This window comes from Wolbachia endosymbiont of Laodelphax striatellus, assembly GCF_007115015.1.
Lineage (GTDB): Bacteria > Pseudomonadota > Alphaproteobacteria > Rickettsiales > Anaplasmataceae > Wolbachia.
Window position 1 is genome coordinate 752,441 of record NZ_MUIX01000001.1, and the last position, 16,578, is coordinate 769,018.

The window sequence follows — 16,578 nt, forward strand, 5'->3', positions numbered from 1 at the left end:
TTCTCTGATGTTATAAGAAATTTTGATGTTTGCAATAGCTTTTATGATTATATAAACTATTAAAAACTTCCTATCTCTTAGCACTCGATAGTTAATAAATTTAAAAATGCTAGACGAAACAACAAAAAATTTGCTTGTTGTAGAAGTGAATAAGCTCTTACCTGAAAATAGCGAGAATAAACTTATATCAGCTATGCGTTATGTGCTTCTTGCTCCTGCAAAACATATACGTTCTTTTTTAGTTATAGCATCTTCGTCGATATTCAACATAAAGGTTGAAAAAGCAATAACAGCAGCAGCAGCAATTGAATTTATTCATGCTTACTCCCTCATTCACGATGATCTGCCATGTATGGATAACAGTGACACCCGCAGAGGCCAGCCAAGCTGCCACAAAAAATTTGGTGAAGCAACAGCAGTACTGGCCGGAGATGCATTACTTACTTTGGCTTTTGAGGTATTATCTTTGTTAAATTGTGAGATCATAAAAGTGCTCTCTCAAGCAATAGGAATGAAGGGAATGGTGGGAGGGCAGATTTTAGATATAGGTGCAGATTTTGACAAAATAAAAGAAATTCATTTGATGAAAACTGCAAAACTATTTGCAGCTTCATGTGAAATAGGGGCTATAATAGGAGGCGCTACAGACAAGGAGCGGGAAGCATTATATAACTATGGAATAAATCTAGGGCTTATTTTTCAAGCCAAGGATGATATCGAAGATTATGGGCAAGATAAAACAAACAATTTAATGTCCGTGCTTGGCAAAAATGAAATGGAAAACTATATAGATAGTCTCTTTAAACAGGCCTCAGATAATTTAAGTACGCTTTCAGGTAATACTAATGACTTATGTGATTTATTGAATCAAGTAAAAAAAGATGGTTAGAAAAATTATATTACAAATGTTTATCTCTGTAGTAATGATTCTCACTTTAGCTTCTGCTTTTATAATTACGATTGTTTATATAAACAAAGATAAACCAGAGAAAAGGGAAAAGCTTTACGAAATAAATGCTACACATGGTGGTTTGACACAGATGATAGCAAGTTATTTGGTCAGGCCGATACTTGAATCAGCTCTTGATCGTTATATTGAAAAGCATGGGTTAGCAGAATATTTAGAAGAAATAACACAGCAAAAAGAAGAAGAGATGATAAACTTTTATGAAATTACTGAAGGCAGTGGCAGTAAAGTTTTCTGTGGCCAAGAAGTCCTGCTACAAATGTACAAAGTCTCCAACAACCTAGCAACGCTACTTCCGACTGATGTCAATTTGAAAATAGGTCAGGATTACTTAAAAGAAGTGAGTTTAGGGGTAATAGGTATGAAAGAAGGTGGAGAGCGTGTAGTTACTATTGCTGCTGATGACAACAAAATGAGTTTTAACTCTTATTACATCAAACTGATTGAAGTAAAAGATAAATATCCTGATTCAGTAAATAACCTAATGATTTTTAATGACTTAATTAACAAAACTAGAAAACAAGTAAAGTGTGGTGATGAGATATCGGCTCAATATAGCATAAAGAGATATAATGGTGAGTATATAGTCAAAGATCAAACAGTGCAGTTTAAAGTTGGTGACAGAAAAATGCCGCTTGCTATAGAACTTGGAGTTGTGGGAATGAGAGCTGGTAATAAAAGAACAGTTCTTTCTCCACCTGATCTTTTAACTGATGTGTTAACAAAAGGCATAGATTGTGATATTGCAATAATTGATTTAAGCTTGAATTCTACTATTGGAAAATAGCTTGAAGAATTACGAAGTAAGAAAAAATAAAACCTCTTGAATGCTCTATATTACTTAAAGTAGGCTTCCTCTAAAGTATAAATTTAGATAAATCAAGCTGCTTTGAAATTGACTCTAGTTTATCTCTTACGTGCTTGCTATCTATAACAAATTTCTCATTATTTTTTTCAGAAGCGATAAAACTTATTTCATCTAAAAGCTTCTCCATGACAGTATGAAGTCTTCTTGCACCTATATTTTCTACTTCTCTATTAACTGTAAAAGCTATTTCAGCTATAGTTTCTATACCATCATCAGTAAACTCAAGTGTTACATTTTCCGTTTTCATTAAAGCTATGTACTGTTTTAACAAACTAGATTCTGGTTCCTTTAATATTTTTATTAAATCCTCTTGAGTAAGTGCCTTAAGTTCCACTCTAATTGGCAATCTACCCTGTAATTCTGGTAAAAGATCGGATGGTTTAGACAAATGAAAAGCACCAGATGCAATAAATAATATATAGTCTGTTTTTACGGTGCCATACTTAGTTGAAACAGTTGTTCCTTCAAGTAGTGGTAACAGATCACGTTGCACTCCTTCTCTGTTGACTTCACCTTTTATTTCTGTACGTGCTGCAATTTTATCTATTTCATCCAAAAACACTATACCTTCATTGCTAACAAGATCAATCGCTTCTTTGATTATCTTGTCTTCATCCATTAACCTTTCGCTTTCTTCATTAATCAATATTTCACGCGCTTCTTTCACTTTAACTGTAATAGTTTTTGTTTTTTTGTTCCCATTAAACATCTTACCCACTATTTCTGTTACGTTCATCACGCCAATTTGCCCACCTGGCATACCAGGTATATCAAAAGTGGGTAGCATACCCTTGCTCTCCCTGACGTTAATAGAAACTTCTCCATCTTCAAATTCCTTATTTCTCAGTCTTTCTCTGAAAACTTTTTTGCTTTCCTCGGTTGCATCTTCACCAACCATGGAGTTGACTATTATCTTTTCAGCCAAACCTAAAGCTTTTTTAGTTAAGGCTTTACGTGCTTTTTCCTTAACTAAAACTATTGCTGCGTCAACTAAATCACGTATTATCGAGTCAACATCACGTCCAACATATCCTATTTCAGTAAATTTCGTTGCTTCAACTTTTATAAAAGGTGCACCAGCAAGCTTTGCTAAACGGCGAGCTATTTCAGTTTTACCAACTCCCGTATGGCCTATCATGAGTATATTCTTAGGTATAATCTCTTCACGTAGTGGAAGTGGGACTTTATTTCGACGCCAACGATTTCTGAGTGCAATAGCAACAGCGCGCTTTGCATCATTCTGCCCGATTATAAATCTGTCTAATTCTTTAACTATCTTCTGTGGTGGTAGATCATCTAATAAAGCTTGTGAGCTTTGAATGCTGCTACTTCCTGTACCTTCATTTTCATAGAGGCTATTTTTCTCATTATAGTCATCATTATTATCAAATTGACCTACTACAGATTGACTAGAAAAATTAGCACACAAAGTTCTTGACATATTACTCCTCTATTTTTTCGATAATTAGATTATGGTTTGTATAAACACATATATCGGCAGCTATCTTCATAGCCTTTTTTGCAATCTCCTCTATTGATATTCCTTCAACGTCAATCAAAGCTTTTGCTGCAGATAAAGCAAAATTTCCTCCAGAGCCAATGGCTGCAATGCCATCTTCAGGTTCAAGAACATCACCCGTTCCTGTAATGACCAATGAAATGGACTTGTCTGCCACGATCATCATAGCTTCTAATTTTCTTAGATATTTATCCATTCTCCAGTCTTTTGCAAGTTCAACACATGCCCTCATTAACTGTCCTGGGTGCTTATCAAGTTTAGATTCTAGCCTTTCGAAGAGAGTAAATGCATCAGCTGTTGCTCCAGCAAAACCGGCAATTACGGAATCACCAGAAAGACGCCTAACTTTTCTTGCTCCAGATTTTATAACGGTATGGCCTAGCGAGACTTGCCCATCACCTATTACTACTACATTTTTGTCTCTTCTAATTGACAGTATAGTAGTACCATACATTTTACTGCTGTCATGATGAATCATTTTTTTGTTATTTTAATTCGTTATATTATATTAAGATTATAACTTATAATATAGTACTTTTCTTATAACATTTAAAGTGTAGATGCAAAACATAATTCATCCAAATCTGGAAAAAGATATAAATAATTGGTTCAAAACAAAATTTAATGGTTTTACATTACCATTTTATAGCTCCATAGATCTTAGGAATTCAGGCTACAAAATTGCTCCAGTAGACGCCAATTTATTTCCTGCAGGGTTTAATAACCTAAGTGAAGTGTCAAAAGCGATAGCAGCAAAATTGATAAAAAGCTACTTCGAAACAAAACAATATAAAAAGGCCCTTATAATACCGGAGAATTACACACGAAATAAAATGTATATAGAAAATGTATTTGCCATAGAAAAGGTAATGCAACTCGCAGGTTTTGAAACTAGAATTGGCCTCTTTCATAATGAAACGTACAATTTAATAGAACAGTATGAAACTGTTGTGAAAGAAAACTCTTTGCTGAAGACAACTTCAGGATTTGTGCCTGATATTATTATACTGAACCGTGATATGACGAGCCACATTCCAGACACGCTAGAAAACGTAAAACAAGAGATAGTGCCAAGTCCATTATATGGCTGGCACAGTAGGCAGAAATTTCAATATTTTGAAATCTATCAAAAATTAGTGTCCGAATTTTGTGGCGAATTTAAAATGGACCCATGGCTTATTTCTGTGCTTACAGAAAGCTGTAATGGAGTTGACTTTAATGATGATTCATCACTAGGAGCAGTAGCGACTAAAGTTGACCAAATATTATCTCTAGTGCAAAAAAAATATGAGGAATATGAAATAAAAACACAACCTTACGTTTTTATCAAAGCAAGCAATGGCACATATGGAATGGGCATTATAACAGCAACAAGTGGAAAGGAAATATTAAATCTCAATAAAAAAAAGCGTCATAAAATGAAAAAGATAAAAGAAGGAATAGCAATCAATAGTGTTATTATACAAGAAGGTGTACCAACTATTGACATATTTAAAAGTAGTTCTGCAGAACCGCTAATATACTATATAGGAGATACTCCAACATGTTACTTATACCGATGTAATAGCAGGAAAGATGTATATTCTAGCTTGAATTCCACTGACTGTGAATTTTATGATATCAGCCAAGAAAATAAAACTTTGCCACTTTGGAATATTGTTAGCAAATTAGCAGTGCTAGCATTGGCAGTAGAAATTAAGTCTTTTCATCTCTAATAATTAATTTCTACAATGCTGCCATTATGCTGAATATGGTGAGCGTCATCAAGTCCAGTAGAAGGATCAGTACCATTATTAGGTTGATTGACAAACTTATCGATGTTTGATACTAGATATGCTATACTTAGTATCAAACTAACCGTAACAGTTAAGTTGAAATTATAGATTATGCCACCACCCAAGTCTATTGGTATGGTTGGAAGTTCCATTCTTTTTAATATGAAGCTTAACAAGCCCAATGACAAAGTGAATGTGCTAAAAATAACTTCTTTGCCATATTTAGCAGACTTTTCAGAATCCTTATTATCTAGATACTTCTTCCATGTATAATAACAGTTTATGCATTCTGAAAATAGAAATAGAACTGCTGATGTTAAGCTAATATCACTTATTACATCCTTGTTGTTTCTAGCTAAGAAATGAATGATTTTTGTCTGCATCAATATTCCTATGACACAGTTTGCCAAGAAGGCTAAGCTACCCACAACCTGTATTGGTTTTTCAGGTTCATTTCCCCCTTTACCATTCTGAAGTTTTTTAGATTTATATCCAGCTAAATTGAGACCAAAATGAAGAGCAAATATTATTGATGTTGGTAGTTTTATGAACTTAGAAATATCTAATACAGTGCAAATATTGGATCTGTTGTTATCAATAAACTCGCAACAGAATTGCAATGAAATTTTACACAATATGCCTGTTAAACCTACTGCAATACAATACATCTTTCTAATATCATGATTGTGAGCATCATGTATATTTTCTATAAATGTATTTGGCTTACCTTTTGGCATAAGTAGATAATAAAATAATAACTTTTTAATATTATACTATAAAAATCTAAAAAGAAAAGTGCTATAAATCAGTACTTTGAGAGTGATCTAAACATAAATCGGCCAAGCACTTGATAAATAAGAGATCAGTACTGAGAGTTGGTACGCGAAAGTAATATCCGTCTTTGATAATTGCTTTATACTCTATATCAAGTTCAACCAGTGTTTCAGAATGCTCAGAAACAAAAGATATAGGTGATAAAACTACAGGTATATTATCGTCTTTTGCGCGTGATAGCTCACTTTCAGTGCTAGGCTCCAACCATTTTACAGGGCCAACCTTACTCTGATAACATATTCCCCAATCAAGATCTTCAATATTCAATTTTTTTACTATTAATTTTACTGTTTTTTCTATCTGTGAAGCGTAAGGGTCGCCTTTTTTAATGATACTAAGAGGTAAGCTATGAGCCGAGAATAGGACTCTTGGCTTACCGATTTTGCTAGCTAATTTATAATATTTAGACGTCAGATTAACATGAGCTTCAATAAAGTCTTCATTGTCATAATAATGGTGAATTGTTTTTGTGTTACATTCCAGTTTGGCATTTTTTTGCCAATTCTCGATGGATGATAGAGTTGTGGTGGTTGAATATTGCGGATATAGTGGTAACAGAATGATTTCGTCAGGGTCGAATTGCTTTACGCTTTTAACAACTTCATCAGCAAATGGATGCCAATAACGCATGCAGATGAATATCTTATATACATGGTTTCCATTTTCATTTAATTTTAGTTCTAAAGCATCAGCTTGTGCTTTCGTATTCTCCAAGATTGGCGATTTACCTCCAATGTGCTCGTATATTTCTTGTGCAGTACTTTCTCGCCTTTTGGAGATAAACTTTGCTAAAAGGAAGCGAAAAGGATTTGGTAGATTTATTATTCTTTTATCGTAAAAAAGATTAAATAAGAAAGGACGGACCGCACTTAGTGAATCAGGTCCGCCTAGGTTAAATAAGATTACTGCCTTCTTCACTGACAGCACCTTTCTTCAGGTTTGCCTATAAAATCAGCTACACACTCATCAAGTTTAGTTACAGGCACTAAATTTCTCACACTAGCATACAATAGATGGCCAGATCTCTTCACGTTACTCTGTGTAGATACAAAGTTTCTATCAAAAACCACATCAACACAAAAACTTGGCACTGCTTCAAAAAGTTCAACAGCAGCCAAAGATATCATTATGCAGCTTTGTAGAGCTTTCAGAAAAATCGTAAGGGGAAAAAGTAAAACCCTAACAAAGAGAGAGGGAGGACTTTCATTCATTAGTTGTCCTGGATTAGGAGAATTATACTCAATATGCTGTCTGTTTTTATCAAAGATAGGAAATTTTATAATGTCTTTCTTAAATTCCTGCTCTATTTGTTCCTCGGTATAATTTTCATTATTAGTCATTTTTTTCAATAACTTTTCACGCAAGTGAAAGGTTCTTACAACAAAACATGTTGCAACCATCAGTGCAGCACATATAAGTGCGCACTCGATAAGGCTTATGTTGCCTACCATAGCTGGTAATACAAAGCAAAAAAACAGCGGTATGGCAATCATTTCACCAAATGGAACAACGTTCCTTTTCATCCCAAAAGCGGCACCTTCTTTTAATTTTGTATTATTGTGTAAGCTATACTCTAAATAACTTAAAAATGCCAAATTAAAGGTTAAAAAACCTTTTGTTCCGCAGAAAATTGATGATTTAAGATTATTCACTAGTTTCTTACGACGGTAAACCATAAACTACCCCTTGATGTTTTATTCTTGACTATAAATAAAAAATCTCTTTGATGGAACAAAAATTCACAATAAAGTAAATATACGATCTTAACATAAGGAAATGATATGGCAATTGAGAGAACACTTTCGATATTAAAACCTGATGCAGTAAAAAATAATATTACAGGCAGTATAAATTCTTACATTGAAAAATCTGGACTAAAAATTATAGCACAGAGAAAGATGCTGCTGACAAAAAAACAAGCAGAGCTGTTTTATGAAATTCATAAGGATAGGCCTTTTTTTGAGGAGTTGGTGGAATTTATGACTTCTGGGTCTGTGATAGTTCAAGTTTTAATTGGTGAAAATGCAGTCAGTAAATACAGACAAATCATGGGTGCTACAGATCCAAAACAGGCAGATAAAGGTACAATTAGGGGTGATTTTGCTAATGATATTAGTGAAAATAGAGTGCATGGTTCTGATAGTCTAGAGAATGCTCATAGAGAAATAGCTTTCTTTTTTGCTGAATGTGAATTGGTGTAGTTTTACCTCTTTACATATTAAATTTCTGAATTTTATGTTGAACTGTATAATACTAGCCCAATTTTTAGTTTAAGCAATATTAAGGGAAAGCTTTTTCATGCACAGTATAGATAATATTTAAAATGGATCATGTTGTTAACGCTTATAATAGATCTGAAGCTTCTATAGTTAGAGGAGAAGGAGTATATCTCTTCGATAAGGATGGTAAAAAATATTTAGACTTTGCTGCAGGAATTTCTACAACCTCTCTAGGGCATTGTCATCCATACATTACAGATAAACTGAAGGAGCAACTGGATTCATTATGGCACTGCTCTAATATTTTTACTATTCCCCAGCAGGAAAGGCTTGCTCAGCGTTTAACAGAACTTACCTTTGCCGATAAAGTTTTTTTCTGCTCAAGTGGACTTGAAGCAACAGAAGCTGCAATTAAATTTATTCGCCGCTATTTCTACTTAAATGGACAAGAAAAGCGCAGTCACATCATTACAATTGAAGGAGGGTTTCATGGCCGCAGTATTGCTGCAATTTCCGCTGGGGGAAATGAAAAATCACGCGAAGGTTTTGCTCCACTCCTTTCTGGTTTTGATAAAGTTCCAAGAAATAACATTGAAGCATTAGAAAAGAAAATCAATAGCGAAACAGCTGCCATATTTTTAGAGCCCATACAAAGTGAAAGCGGAGTACATCCATTGGACGTAGAGTATCTTAAAAAAGTAAGAGAGATAACAAAAGCTCAAGGAATAATTTTATGCTTTGATGAAGTGCAATGCGGATATGGAAGGATTGGCTCTCTATTTTACTATCAAAATATAGGAGTTGAACCTGATATGCTCACTTGTGCGAAGGCTATGGGTAATGGATTTCCTCTGGCTGCATGTTTAGTAAAAGATTATATAGCAGAAGCAATCACTCCAGGAACTCATGGGTCAACTTATGGAGGTAATCCACTTGCCATGACTGTTGGTAATGCAGTACTCGATGTAATGCTAAAGGAAGGCTTTTTTGACCATGTTAAGAAGGTCAGTAAATATCTAAAAGAAAAGTTGTTGCCTTTGACTGAAGAATTTCCGAAGATCGTTTCAGAAGTTCGTGGGGAGGGTTTATTGATAGGGATAGAGCTTAGATTACCTTTGGCTGATAAAATTGTTAAACAATCTCTTGACAAAGGCTTAATAATGACTAAAATTTTAAATAATAGAGTAATAAGAATAACTCCTCCACTTGTTGTTGAGAATATGCATGTGAATGCAGTGTGTGATATATTTCATGATTTATTTTTTTATATTAAAGATATATAGACTTGCAAATGCTTCTTACAACATATAAAATCAACTCTGTTTCTATATCGCAATAACATCATACTTTAATGGATTGGTTATTGATTTCAGTATTATCAGCAATTTTTTTCTTATTGATTTTATCGTTTTTGTTTTCAGGAGCAGAAATAGGATTAACTTCAATTAGCCGCTCCCGAGTTAATAAACTAAAGCTAGATGGAAATAAAAGAGCTAAGATAATAGACCGCTTATTGAATACAAAAGAATTAACAATAGGAACAATACTACTGTGCAATACAATTATTAACATTACTTGTTCCGCTTTATTTACAGCAATATTTATAAATTTCTTTGAAAGTGAGGGCATCTTTTTCTCAACAGCTATGATGACGTTTTGTATTTTGCTGTTTTGCGAGGTGTTACCAAAAACTTACGCCATGCAAAATCCTGAAAAATTTACATTACTTTCTACTTATTTTATGCTGTTTTTTGTCAAGATTCTTTCTCCATTGACATTAGGCATTCAGTTTATTGTCAATCTCATTCTGAAGTTATGTGGGCTTCATAAGAATAGGGAGGTAATATCTGCAGCAGATGCAATGCGTAATATGATTACTCTTCATCGCAGTGAAGGAACTATGTTACAACAGGATTTAGATATGCTAAGTAGTATACTTGATTTGGCTGAGACGGAGATATCGCAAATTATTACCCACAGGAGAAACTTATTTTCTCTTGATATAGATCGAAACAAAGAAGAGTTAATAAAAGAGATTTTGACTAGTAGTCATAGTAGGGTACCTTTATGGCAAAAAGAACCAGATAACGTTGTCGGAGTGGTTCACGTAAAAAATCTAATAAATGCCTTACGTGAAAAGGGTGATAAAATAGATATTACCCAAGTTATGTCAAAGCCTTGGTTTATACCAGAAAGTACACCGCTTAGTGTGCAACTTCACAACTTTCGTAAAAATAGGAAACACCTTGCATTTGTTATTGATGAGTACGGAGCCCTTCAGGGAATTGTTACTCTTGAGGACATACTGGAAGAAATAGTTGGAGAAATTTCAGATGAACATGATTTGATCACAGAGAATTTTATAAAAAAGATATCCGATAATATGTATCACATAGAAGGAAAATCTACTATTAGGGATATTAATAGACAGTTACATTGGGATCTTCCTGATGAAGAAGCTACAACTCTAGCAGGTATGATTGTAAACGAGATAGAGCGCATTCCTGAAGAAAATGAAGAGTTTTCCATGTACGGTTTTTACTTTAAGATTTTAAAAAAAGATAAAAATATTATTACTATGATTGAAGTACAAGTAAAAACTGATAATACTGTAGTAGCAATTAATTAGTTGGGTTCTATGGAAGATACAGTAAAAATAACGGCTGAAGATTTGAAGAGCTATATAGAGAGAATCGAAAAACTTGAACAAGAAAAGAGGGATGTGCAAGATCACATTCGTGATGTATATGCAAAAGCTGCAGATGAAGGTTGGGATATAAAAGTGATGAAACAGATTATTAGGCTAAGAAAGATGGATGATGATGACAGGGAGGAACAGGAAATATTACTTGATACCTACAAACGTGCATTGGGAATGAATTACGAAGGTGAATAGTAGGATTGTAATTGGAATAAGTGGAGCATCTGGTTCTATTTACGGTGTACGGATTCTAGAGGCACTAAAAAATACCAATCATGAAACTCATTTAGTGATCAGCAGTGCTGGAAAAATAACTATAGCTCATGAGATTAAAGAAAAACTTGAAGATATTATATCGCTTGCAGATTTTTACTATTCTGAAGAAAAAATAGGAGAAAAAATAGCAAGCGGCTCATTTAAAACCTCAGGTATGGTTATTGCTCCATGTTCTATGAAAACAATGTCTGAAATAGCATCGGGGGTGACTTCCAATCTATTAACAAGGGCTGCAGATGTAACTCTAAAAGAAAGAAGAAAATTAGTTCTTATGGTGCGAGAATCGCCACTACATCTTGGGCATCTCCGAAATATGTTAAAACTAACGGAGATGGGAGCAATTATTGCTCCGCCAATGCCTGCTTTTTATATTAAACCAAAATCTTTGGATGATATTGTAAATCATTCTGTTGGTAAAGTATTGAATTTGTTTGATATCGCATTACCTGATTTCAAGGAGTGGCAAGGAAATGTCAATTATTATTAACGGTAAAAAAATAGCAAATGATCTCTGTGAGGAGCTATCACAAAAAATTGATGTTTTAAAGAGAGAGCATAATATTTTTCCTTGCCTTAAAGTAATTCTTGTGGGTAGCAATCCAGCAAGTCAGGTCTACGTTCGTAATAAACAAAGAAAAGCAGAATCAATAGGCATAAGTTCTGAAACTATTGTTTTGCCTGATAGTATCTCAGAATATGAATTGATTGAAAAAGTTAATACATTAAATGAAGATCCATCTGTGCATGGAATTTTAGTTCAGTTACCTTTACCAAAGCACATCAGTGCAAGCAGAATAATTAATACAGTAAGTGTTGAAAAAGATGTAGATGGCTTTCATGATGAGAATGTTGGCAGGTTAGTTAAAGGTGAAAAAAATTGTCTGATACCTTGTACTCCCAAAGGTTCTTTGCATTTAATTAAGTCAATTGAAAATAATCTGTCCGGTAAAAATGCGGTAATCATTGGCAGATCAAATATTGTGGGTAAGCCAATGTTTCACCTATTGTTGCAAGAAAATTGCACTGTTACCATCTTGCATTCACAAAGTAGGGATTTAGCTGATTATTGCTCTAAAGCAGATATAGTAGTTGCAGCAGTTGGAAAGCCAAATTTTGTTCAAGCAGATTGGATAAAAAAAGGTGCAATAGTGATCGATGTTGGCATAAATAGCGTTAACTTGGGAAATCAAAGTAAGCTTGTGGGTGATGTTGACTTTGAGGGAGTAAAAGAAAAAGTCAAAGCTATTACTCCAGTGCCTGGTGGAGTTGGCCCGATGACAATAGCATTTCTTATGATAAACACTGTAGTTGCTGCTTGCTTACAGCGGGAAGTTGATCCTTCTGATTTTATTGCTTAAGGTTTAGCTTAATGTTAGCATAAACAGAATACCTTTGCAAATAGCACATATATAGCACCGAGCATACAACTGTGTATAAGGATTCAAAGTGTTCATAGCTTAAAAATTATAACGTATACCTATTTCTATGATTGCATCTGGTTTTTTCATCGGTGGTTTAAAGCCACTTAATTGACCACTTGCAGCAATAGCAACTGTGCCAACTATCTGCGGAATAATTTCACAATCAACACCTAACTTTACTTTATAGGAAATAGCACTCAGTATTTTATCTAGTGTTTCATTTTGAGATGTATCTGCATTACCAAGACCAAAAGATGGTAATATTCGAATATATCCACCCATTCCTATACTAGCATATAATTTAATAGGATCAATTTCAAGATCAGGATAGTAAAGGTAATTTGCCAATAAACTAGCTCCTACTTTTCTTTTTGCTTTATCAGTTATATCACTTATGTCAGCAAGAACCTCAAGTTCAAACTTAGAATTTTTGTTATGATGATAACCAAAGACAACGTTAGGGTTCAATTTAAAGCTTTCACCCCATCGAGTCCCAAAGTTTAAACCTACATAGTAATGATCTTCGTACTGGTCTTCATATCGATCTTCATATTGATCTTCACAATGATCTTTGTGTTGATCTTCATACTGATCTTTGTAATGGTCTTCATACCGATCTTCTAACTCACTTGTACCATTACTAGCTGTACTTGCTAAAGCAATCAACACAGCGAACACTTTCATCGTTCTCATATAATTCATACACATTACTTCCTTGAAACAGACTGGAATAAGTGTTCAAACATGCTAGCAGCAAGTTTTGAGCATTGCTTGTGGTTACACCTAAACATTAAAAATGTACTCAATGTTATCCAGCATTAAAAATTATAGCGTACTCCTACTTCCAGCATCATATCCGGTACTGCCATTGCTTTTACACCACTCAGTTGCCCACCTACGCTTAAAGCAGCCGTACCAACTATCTGTGGAGCAACTTCATAATCAACACCAACCTTCAGTTTGTACGAAATAGCACCCAGTATTTTATCTAGTGTTTCAGCGCCAACAATCTCAAAAGGATATACTTGTAGATGTCCTCCTAAACCTCCACTGACATATAGTTTCACAGGATCAATGTCAACGTCAGGATAATAACGGTAATTTGCTAATAAACTAGCTCCCATTTTCTTTACTTTATCTTCTTGTGTTGATTTTCCATCTGCATCTACAACTTTACCTCCAAACATATCACTTACGTCGGTGAGAATCTCAAGTTCAAACTTAGAGCTTTTATCATAATTATAACCAAAAACTAAGCCAGGTTTTATTTTTAATCCAGTACCCCATCCACCACCAAAGTTTAAACCTGCGTAATACTGCTCTTTTGCACTATTACTAGCTACTTTATTACTAGCTGCACCTGCTAGAGATGAAGTGAGCAAAACAGCTAAAACACACAATCCTTTTATTTTCATATAACTACCCATACAAAAAATATATAATGCACAAGTATATATCCTTTATATTAAAAAAGATATAATTTCATATTAAAAAAAGCATACCTACGAAATTAGCGACATGCTACTCAAAATTTTTATATAACTATGTTTACTATCTTATTTGGTACAGCATATATAGTGCGAATTTTGCTTTGATCGATTTTGTTAGATACAGAATCTGTTGCTATTTTCTTCAATTTTTCTTGAGGTAAATCAGTTGCCACTTCAATGGTCGCACGTAACTTTCCATTGATCTGCACTGCTACAGTCACCATATTATCAATTAGTAGTGATTCATCAGCTTTTGGCCAAGGCTTTAGATATAGCATACCTTCGCCTCCTATTTCTTGCCATAAATTTTCAGCCAGGTGTGGCATGAATGGCTCAATTACTCTGATTAGTATGCATATACCTTCATCAATAAGAGATTTTCCAGTTTTTACGTCTATTTCAGCTATTAAATTTGTCATTTCACGAAACTTTGCTACCACACAGTTTAATCTGCAGTTTTCCAAGTCATCTGTAAGTCCTTGCAATAGTTTATGGATTTTTTTTCTGTACTCTAGGAGTTTACCTACAATGTTTTCATTATCATAGTGTATGTTTACGGGCCTAAGTTGCACTACCATACGCCACAATTTATTTATGTAGCGAAAACAACCTTCCACTCCATCATCAGACCATTCCATATCTTTTTCCGGAGGAGTGTCAGATAATACAAACAAACGAGCAGTATCAGCACCGTATTTTTCTATGATAAAGTTTGGGTCAACTGTGTTCTTTTTCGACTTGCTCATCTTTTCGACTTTTCCAACTTGGATCTTAGTACCCTTCGCAATCAACTCTTTTGCTTCTTCGGGAAAGAGCCATTTGCCATTCTCATCTTTATAAGTTACATGACAGACCATTCCTTGAGTGATTAAAGTAGAGAAAGGCTCTTTAATGTCAAAATAGCCACATTTAGTTAAAGCACGGCAGAAAAACCTTGAGTAAAGCAAATGTAGAATTGCATGTTCTATTCCACCTATGTAATAATCAACAGGCATAAAACGATTACAAGTATCTTTATTAATCGATTTATTTTCACTGCAAAATGCAGCAAAATACCAAGAAGATTCAAAAAAAGTGTCAAATGTATCAGTTTCACGTTCTGCTTGCTTTCCGCACTTTGGACAATCAACAAATTTCCAGGTTGGGTGCTTGTCCAGGGGATTACCACCACTTGTAAATTCTACATCCGTTGGTAGAACAACAGGGAGGTCTTTTTCTGGAACTGGAACAATTCCACAATCTTTACAATATATAACAGGTATAGGACATCCCCAATAACGTTGCCTTGAAATTCCCCAATCGTGTAGACGATAGTTTGTTGTTTTCTTACCTATTCCTTTTTCTTCAAGTTTTTTTATGATTACTTTTTTTGCCTCGCTAACCGTTAGTCTGTTTAAGAATTCAGAATTGAATATCACTCCATCACCGACGTACGGTTCTTTTAATATCTCTGTGGTCTCTTCACAAATTACAGGAATAATCGGTAAACCATACTTCTGTGCAAATTCAAAATCACGCTGATCATGTGCGGGGCATCCAAAAATTGCACCTTCTCCATACTCCATCAACACAAAATTCGCTATATAAATTGGTAATTCCTTGTCGAGAAATGGGTGCCTGACGTTCAGTCTAGTGTAAATTCCAATTTTTTCATCATTCTCCCCCTTTGCCTTCACACTGTCGATAAAGCCTTGTATGTCTTCGTCCTTAAGGTCTTGTACAATAGGGTGCTCTGCTGCTACTGCAAGAAAAGAAGCTCCAAATAAAGTATGAGGAGAAGTTGTAAAAATCTTTAATTTCTTATTCAGGCCAACTATTTCAAAATCTATAGTTGCCCCTTCAGATTTTCCTATCCAGCGCTCTTGCATAGTTTTGACTTTTTCTGGCCAATTTTTTAAACTTTGCAAACAATGAAGCAAATCTTCAGCAAAATCAGTAATCTTTAAAAACCACTGAGATAACTTACGTTTTTCAACAACTGCACCTGATCGCCACCCTTTTCCATCAACTACCTGCTCATTTGCAAGCACTGTTTGGTCCACTGGATCCCAATTAACCCACGACTCTTTTCGATAGGCAAGACCATGCTTTAAAAAATCCAGAAAAAATTTCTGTTCGTGTTTGTAATAATCAGGCGCGCATGTGGAGAGCTCACGATCCCAATTGTATGAAAGACCTATAGATTTTAGCTGCGCGCGCATATTATCTATATTATCTTGTGTCCATGCTGCAGGGTTAATGTTATTGTCCCTTGCTGCATTTTCAGCTGGTAATCCAAACGCATCCCAGCCAATTGGGTGCAAAACCTCAAATCCACGAGCTCTCTTGTAACGTGCTATAACATCTCCTATTGCATAGTTACGCAGGTGCCCCATATGAATCTTACCAGATGGATATGGAAACATTTCCAACACGTAACATTTCTTCTTTTTACTATTTTTGCTTACAGAAAAATCCCACTTATTTTGGTAGAATTTTTCAACGTTTTTAAAATCATATTTCATAAAT

The 16,578-nt window shown here is 34.6% G+C and carries 17 protein-coding genes; 9 read left to right on the top strand and 8 right to left on the bottom strand.

The features are described 5' to 3' along the window. Window positions 1-106 precede the first annotated feature (106 nt). Both BVG17_RS03440 and BVG17_RS03445 read left to right on the top strand, forming a co-directional pair. Window positions 107-889 (top strand): polyprenyl synthetase family protein, encoded by a 783-nt coding sequence (locus BVG17_RS03440; protein ID WP_017532237.1) that lies wholly within the window; start codon window positions 107-109, stop codon window positions 887-889. Further along, window positions 882-1,754, top strand: coding sequence for an FKBP-type peptidyl-prolyl cis-trans isomerase (locus BVG17_RS03445; protein WP_063630789.1), 873 nt, complete (start codon window positions 882-884; stop codon window positions 1,752-1,754). The genes BVG17_RS03440 and BVG17_RS03445 overlap by 8 nt, the downstream gene beginning before the upstream one ends. Window positions 1,755-1,824: 70 nt before the next feature. On the opposite strand, the gene hslU is transcribed toward BVG17_RS03445, so the two are convergent. Further along, window positions 1,825-3,276: an ATP-dependent protease ATPase subunit HslU gene (gene hslU, locus BVG17_RS03450; protein WP_063630788.1), complete on the bottom strand. Its 1,452-nt coding sequence runs from the start codon at window positions 3,274-3,276 to the stop codon at window positions 1,825-1,827. Window position 3,277: 1 nt separating this feature from the next. Then, window positions 3,278-3,832, bottom strand: a complete 555-nt coding sequence (hslV, locus tag BVG17_RS03455; RefSeq protein WP_012481904.1) for an ATP-dependent protease subunit HslV — start codon at window positions 3,830-3,832, stop codon at window positions 3,278-3,280. Between the two features lie 82 nt (window positions 3,833-3,914). On the opposite strand from hslV, the gene gshA reads away from it, so the two are divergent. After that, a complete protein-coding gene (gene gshA / locus BVG17_RS03460) occupies window positions 3,915-5,069 on the top strand; it encodes a glutamate--cysteine ligase (protein WP_063630787.1) in 1,155 nt (384 codons plus the stop codon). On the opposite strand, the gene BVG17_RS03465 is transcribed toward gshA, so the two are convergent. The 3 genes from BVG17_RS03465 to BVG17_RS03475 form a co-directional block, all read right to left on the bottom strand. Continuing rightward, window positions 5,066-5,866 (bottom strand): hypothetical protein, encoded by an 801-nt coding sequence (locus BVG17_RS03465; protein WP_063630786.1) that lies wholly within the window; start codon window positions 5,864-5,866, stop codon window positions 5,066-5,068. The two genes, gshA and BVG17_RS03465, sit on opposite strands and share 4 nt — an antisense overlap. A gap of 61 nt (window positions 5,867-5,927) precedes the next feature. Next, on the bottom strand, window positions 5,928-6,881 hold the full coding sequence (gene hemH / locus BVG17_RS03470; RefSeq protein WP_007302167.1) for a ferrochelatase: 954 nt from the start codon (window positions 6,879-6,881) through the stop codon (window positions 5,928-5,930). Further along, window positions 6,878-7,639 (bottom strand): hypothetical protein, encoded by a 762-nt coding sequence (locus tag BVG17_RS03475; RefSeq protein WP_063630785.1) that lies wholly within the window; start codon window positions 7,637-7,639, stop codon window positions 6,878-6,880. Before BVG17_RS03475 ends, hemH begins: the two co-directional genes overlap by 4 nt. Before the next feature lie 105 nt (window positions 7,640-7,744). On the opposite strand from BVG17_RS03475, the gene ndk reads away from it, so the two are divergent. From ndk to folD, 6 genes are all read left to right on the top strand, one after another. Beyond that, window positions 7,745-8,164, top strand: coding sequence for a nucleoside-diphosphate kinase (gene ndk, locus BVG17_RS03480; RefSeq protein WP_015587995.1), 420 nt, complete (start codon window positions 7,745-7,747; stop codon window positions 8,162-8,164). Between the two features lie 122 nt (window positions 8,165-8,286). Further along, window positions 8,287-9,465 (top strand): aspartate aminotransferase family protein, encoded by a 1,179-nt coding sequence (locus tag BVG17_RS03485; protein ID WP_063630784.1) that lies wholly within the window; start codon window positions 8,287-8,289, stop codon window positions 9,463-9,465. 68 nt (window positions 9,466-9,533) lie between these two features. Next, a complete protein-coding gene (locus BVG17_RS03490; RefSeq protein WP_026092656.1) occupies window positions 9,534-10,811 on the top strand; it encodes an HlyC/CorC family transporter in 1,278 nt (425 codons plus the stop codon). A 9-nt stretch (window positions 10,812-10,820) separates the two neighbouring features. Further along, window positions 10,821-11,078 (top strand): DUF2312 domain-containing protein, encoded by a 258-nt coding sequence (locus BVG17_RS03495; RefSeq protein ID WP_006014634.1) that lies wholly within the window; start codon window positions 10,821-10,823, stop codon window positions 11,076-11,078. Continuing rightward, window positions 11,071-11,646: a UbiX family flavin prenyltransferase gene (locus BVG17_RS03500; protein ID WP_063630783.1), complete on the top strand. Its 576-nt coding sequence runs from the start codon at window positions 11,071-11,073 to the stop codon at window positions 11,644-11,646. The genes BVG17_RS03495 and BVG17_RS03500 overlap by 8 nt, the downstream gene beginning before the upstream one ends. Further along, on the top strand, window positions 11,630-12,517 hold the full coding sequence (gene folD, locus BVG17_RS03505) for a bifunctional methylenetetrahydrofolate dehydrogenase/methenyltetrahydrofolate cyclohydrolase FolD (RefSeq protein ID WP_063630782.1): 888 nt from the start codon (window positions 11,630-11,632) through the stop codon (window positions 12,515-12,517). The genes BVG17_RS03500 and folD overlap by 17 nt, the downstream gene beginning before the upstream one ends. 99 nt (window positions 12,518-12,616) lie before the next feature. On the opposite strand, the gene BVG17_RS03510 is transcribed toward folD, so the two are convergent. From BVG17_RS03510 to leuS, 3 genes are all read right to left on the bottom strand, one after another. Continuing rightward, the gene (locus BVG17_RS03510) at window positions 12,617-13,288 is read right to left on the bottom strand and encodes a hypothetical protein (RefSeq protein ID WP_063630781.1); all 672 of its coding nucleotides are present in this window, start codon (window positions 13,286-13,288) and stop codon (window positions 12,617-12,619) included. 110 nt (window positions 13,289-13,398) lie between these two features. Next, window positions 13,399-13,995, bottom strand: coding sequence for a hypothetical protein (locus BVG17_RS03515; RefSeq protein WP_063630808.1), 597 nt, complete (start codon window positions 13,993-13,995; stop codon window positions 13,399-13,401). 119 nt (window positions 13,996-14,114) lie between these two features. Then, a complete protein-coding gene (gene leuS / locus BVG17_RS03520) occupies window positions 14,115-16,574 on the bottom strand; it encodes a leucine--tRNA ligase (protein WP_063630807.1) in 2,460 nt (819 codons plus the stop codon). Window positions 16,575-16,578: the final 4 nt, after the last annotated feature.